Below are 3,542 nucleotides of genomic sequence, written 5' to 3' on the forward strand. Positions count from 1 at the left end.
AGGGCGCGCAGGCCGGCGGGCGAGCCGATGTCGAGGTCGGCAAAGCTGACCACCGCGGTGGGCGCCTCAGCGCCGGCGAAAGGTTGCGCGGCGGCGCTCCCCGCAACGGCCAGAATGGCGAAAGCCGCCATAGATTTGGTGAGTGTCAGCATCTCGTGGCTCCCTCGTTTGGATGACGTGCTCATCCACGCCTGGAAGCTACGGCGGCGCCGGTTCGGGCAAAATGACAGATCAGACGCCGATTGCGCCAAGGTCCATGTCGCCGGCTGAAGGCCCGCATCGGTCGAAAGCCACCCAAGACCCGAGCCCAAGAGCGGACCCGCCAAATGGCCGCGAAGGGGGGCAAAGAGGACGCGAACTCCACGCGTCGGCGCCTTCCGAGCCGAGACCTAGGCGCAGGTGCGCGAGGGTCCGCTGGCCCTAGGCGCTCTTCTGGCCGCAAGGCGGGAACTCCTGGCCCGGCTGCGGCTTCCGCAGGGAGAGGCAGGAGGAACGCCATGCCTCCTCACAATGAATACTTCTGGGCGGCGATCGTGCTGGTCGCGGTGCTGGCGGTTTTTGCACTGCTGCGGCTGCTCCCCAAGCGGACCAACCTTTCCGCCGCCGAGTGCGCCCGGCGGGACAAGGGCGGCGCGCCGCCGGACGAGCTGGACCAGGCCCCGCCGAAGCCGCCGCCGGACGAGGCGGCCTGAGGGGCGCGGTCGTGGGCGCTTTGCTCAGGCGGGGGCGGGGGCGAGGTCCGGGGCCAGATCGCTGAGCAGGCGGGCGAGTTCGGCCTGGCTGTAGGGCTTGGCGAGGCGGGGCATGCCGACGCCGGCGCCCGGCGGCAGCTCGGCGAAGCCGGTGGCGAGCGCGACGCACAGGCCAGGCCGCAGGGCCTCGATCTCGCGGGCCAGCTGCAGGCCGGTCATCTGCGGCATGGCGTAGTCGGTGATCACCAGGTCGACCGGGTTGTCGGCGAGCAGCGCCAGGGCCTCGGCGGCCGAGCCCGCCACCAGCACCCGGTGGCCGAGGTCCTCCAGCATGGCCGCGGTGTTGTCGAGCACCAGGCTGTCGTCGTCCACGGCGAGCACGGCCAGCGAGCGGACGGCCTCCCCGTTCAGGTGGGTGAACTCCGGGCAGGCGGGTTCGCGCGCGCCGACCACGTCGGTCTGGGGCAGCCAGATCTCGATGCGGGTCCCCCGTCCGGGGCGGCTGTAGAGCTTGAGCCGGCCGCCCGACTGTTCGGCCAGGCCGTGCACCATGGGCAGGCCAAGCCCGGTGCCCTTGCCGACGCCCTTGGTGGTGAAGAACGGCTCGGCGGCGCGGGCCAGCGTCGCCTCGTCCATGCCGACGCCTTCGTCGCGCACGACGAGCCGCACGTAGCGCCCGGCCGGCAGGCCGACGTCGGACAGGGTCTCCAGCGTCTCTTCCGAAGCCTGGACGGTGAGCTTGCCGCCCTCGGGCATGGCGTCGCGGGCGTTCACCGCCAGGTTAAGGAGGGCGATCTCCAGCTGGTTGGCGTCGGTCAGCGCCGGGGGCAGGTCGCGGGGAAAGCGGGTGGCGACCTCGATGCCGGGGCCGAGCGTGCGTTGCAGCAGGCCCGCCATGCCGTGCACAAGGGCGGCCACGTCGACACCCTGAAGCTTGAGCTCCTGCTTGCGGGCGAAGGCCAGCATCCGCTGGGTGAGCGCCGCGCCGCGCTGGGCGCCCTGGACGGCGTTGTCCAGCAGCCGCTCGGCCTGCGGGTCCGGCGGCAGGCGCTTGCGCAGCAGCTCCAGGCTGCCCAGCACGGCCATCAGCAGGTTGTTGAAATCGTGGGCGACGCCGCCGGTGAGCTGGCCGATGGCGTCGAGCTTCTGCGACTGGAACAGCGCCTGGCGGGTCTGGTCGAGCTCGCGCTGGGCCTCGCGCCGCTCGGTGATGTCGCGGGTGATCTTGGCGAAGCCGACGATGCCGCCGGCGTCGTCGCGGATCGGGTCGATCACCACGTGGGCCCAGAAGCGGCTGCCGTCCTTGCGCACCCGCCAGCCCTCCCGCTCGAAGCGGCCCTCGGCGGCGGCGATGCGCAGCGCCTTGGCGGGCTCGCCCGCGTCGCGGTCGTGCTCGGTGTAGAAGCGGCCGAAGTACTGGCCGACGATCTCGTGCGGCCGGTAGCCCTTGATCCGCTGGGCGCCAGCGTTCCAGTTGCTCACCCGGCCTTCCAGGTCGAGCATGTAGATGGCGTAGTCGGTGACGCCCTGGACCAGCAGGCGGAACTGCTGCTCGCTGCGCCGCAGGGTCTCCTCGGCGCTCCGGCGCTCGGTCAGGTCGCGGGTGATCTTGGCGAAGCCGAGCAGCTCGCCCGAGGGGCTGCGGATCGGGTCGATCAGCACATGGGCCCAGAAGCGCGAGCCGTCCCTGCGCACCCGCCAGCCCTCGGTCTCGAACCGGCCCTCCTGCACCGCGGTGCGCAGCGCGTGGGCCGGGACGTCGGCGGCGCGGTCCTCCTCGGTGTAGAAGCGCGAGAAGTGGTCGCCGATGATCTCGCAGGCGTCGTAGCCCTTGGCGCGCTGGGCGCCGGCGTTCCAGCTGATCACCCGCCCTTCGGTGTCGAGCATGAAGATGGCGTAGTCGGTGATCGCATCGACCAGCAGCCGATAGCGGCCGTCGCCGCGATCGTCGGTTTGGGACATTTCGATCTTGCTCGGGCGATTCATCGATTCCCCTGTCGCCCGCGCAACTGCGCACAGCCCCGTAGCGCGAAGCGCACGGAAGGGTGGAAGGGTTCCATCCGGGACACAAGGGCGCGCGAGCGTCTCAGGCGAGCCCTGCGCATCAGAGGCGAATGCCATTGCAGGGCGAGCGCAGAGGATTATCGTGCTCGGCGGGCGCGTTCAGCGGGCGCGTTCGGCGAACGGGTTGTCGCCTTTAGAGGGGAATGTCATGCGACTTGGGATTGTGTTGGGAGCGGTGGCGCTGTTGTCGATCGCCGCGCCGGCGGGGGCGGTCGTGCTGAACAGCTGCGCGAGCGGCTGCGCGACCGACTTCGGCATCATCTTCAACGTCGACTACACCGTGCCGCCCGACGGCCTGACCTACCGCTGGGATCTCTGGACGGACCCGGCGAACCCCGGCGTCACCATCAATCTGCCCTCGCCCAACGAGAACTTCGCCCTGACCACGGTCAGCAACGGCGACGGCACCTTTCATCAGGATTTCTCGGGCGCCGCGTGGACCTGGGCGGAAACCATCGATCCCGGGCACACCACGATCATCACCCGCAGCGTCGGCGCCAACTACAACAACTGCACCGGCTCCACGCCGCTCGGCGTGGCCTGCGCGGCGTCCTACAACGTCTGGGGAAACGGCGTCACTCTGACCGTAAGCACCCTCTCGCCGGTGACGGTGTTCTTCGCCCAGAGCCTGGTCCCGGAGCCGCGGAGCTGGGCGCTGGCGATCCTGGGGCTGGGGGCGGCCGGCGCGATGCTGCGGCGCCAGCGGCGGGCGAGGGCGCTCGCGACCGCCTAGTGTGCTGGATTTGAAGTTCGCCGCATTCAGGGCCATGCGCCGAGCGAACTTCA

The 3,542-nt window shown here is 70.6% G+C and carries 3 protein-coding genes; 2 read left to right on the plus strand and 1 reads right to left on the minus strand.

Features of this window, described 5'->3' with window-relative positions; genetic code table 11:
- Positions 1-497: 497 nt before the first annotated feature.
- Entirely contained in the window at positions 498-692 is a 195-nt protein-coding gene (locus tag JWP28_RS10710) for a hypothetical protein (RefSeq protein WP_299542748.1), read from the plus strand.
- A 24-nt stretch (positions 693-716) separates the two neighbouring features.
- On the opposite strand, the gene JWP28_RS10715 is transcribed toward JWP28_RS10710, so the two are convergent.
- On the minus strand, positions 717-2,654 hold the full coding sequence (locus tag JWP28_RS10715; RefSeq protein ID WP_299542749.1) for a PAS domain-containing sensor histidine kinase: 1,938 nt from the start codon (positions 2,652-2,654) through the stop codon (positions 717-719).
- A 250-nt stretch (positions 2,655-2,904) separates the two neighbouring features.
- Between JWP28_RS10715 and JWP28_RS10720 the strand changes: the two genes are divergently transcribed.
- The gene (locus JWP28_RS10720; protein ID WP_299542750.1) at positions 2,905-3,489 is read left to right on the plus strand and encodes a PEP-CTERM sorting domain-containing protein; all 585 of its coding nucleotides are present in this window, start codon (positions 2,905-2,907) and stop codon (positions 3,487-3,489) included.
- Positions 3,490-3,542 lie beyond the last annotated feature (53 nt).

The organism is Phenylobacterium sp. (genome assembly GCF_028290885.1).
Taxonomy (GTDB): domain Bacteria; phylum Pseudomonadota; class Alphaproteobacteria; order Caulobacterales; family Caulobacteraceae; genus Phenylobacterium.

Excerpts from the sequence above, each read along its gene's own strand:
- JWP28_RS10710 (WP_299542748.1), top strand. The coding sequence starts at position 498 with ATGCCTCCTCACAATGAATACTTCTGGGCGGCGATCGTGCTGGTCGCG.
- JWP28_RS10720 (WP_299542750.1), top strand. The coding sequence starts at position 2,905 with ATGCGACTTGGGATTGTGTTGGGAGCGGTGGCGCTGTTGTCGATCGCC.
- JWP28_RS10715 (WP_299542749.1), bottom strand. The coding sequence starts at position 2,654 with ATGTCCCAAACCGACGATCGCGGCGACGGCCGCTATCGGCTGCTGGTC.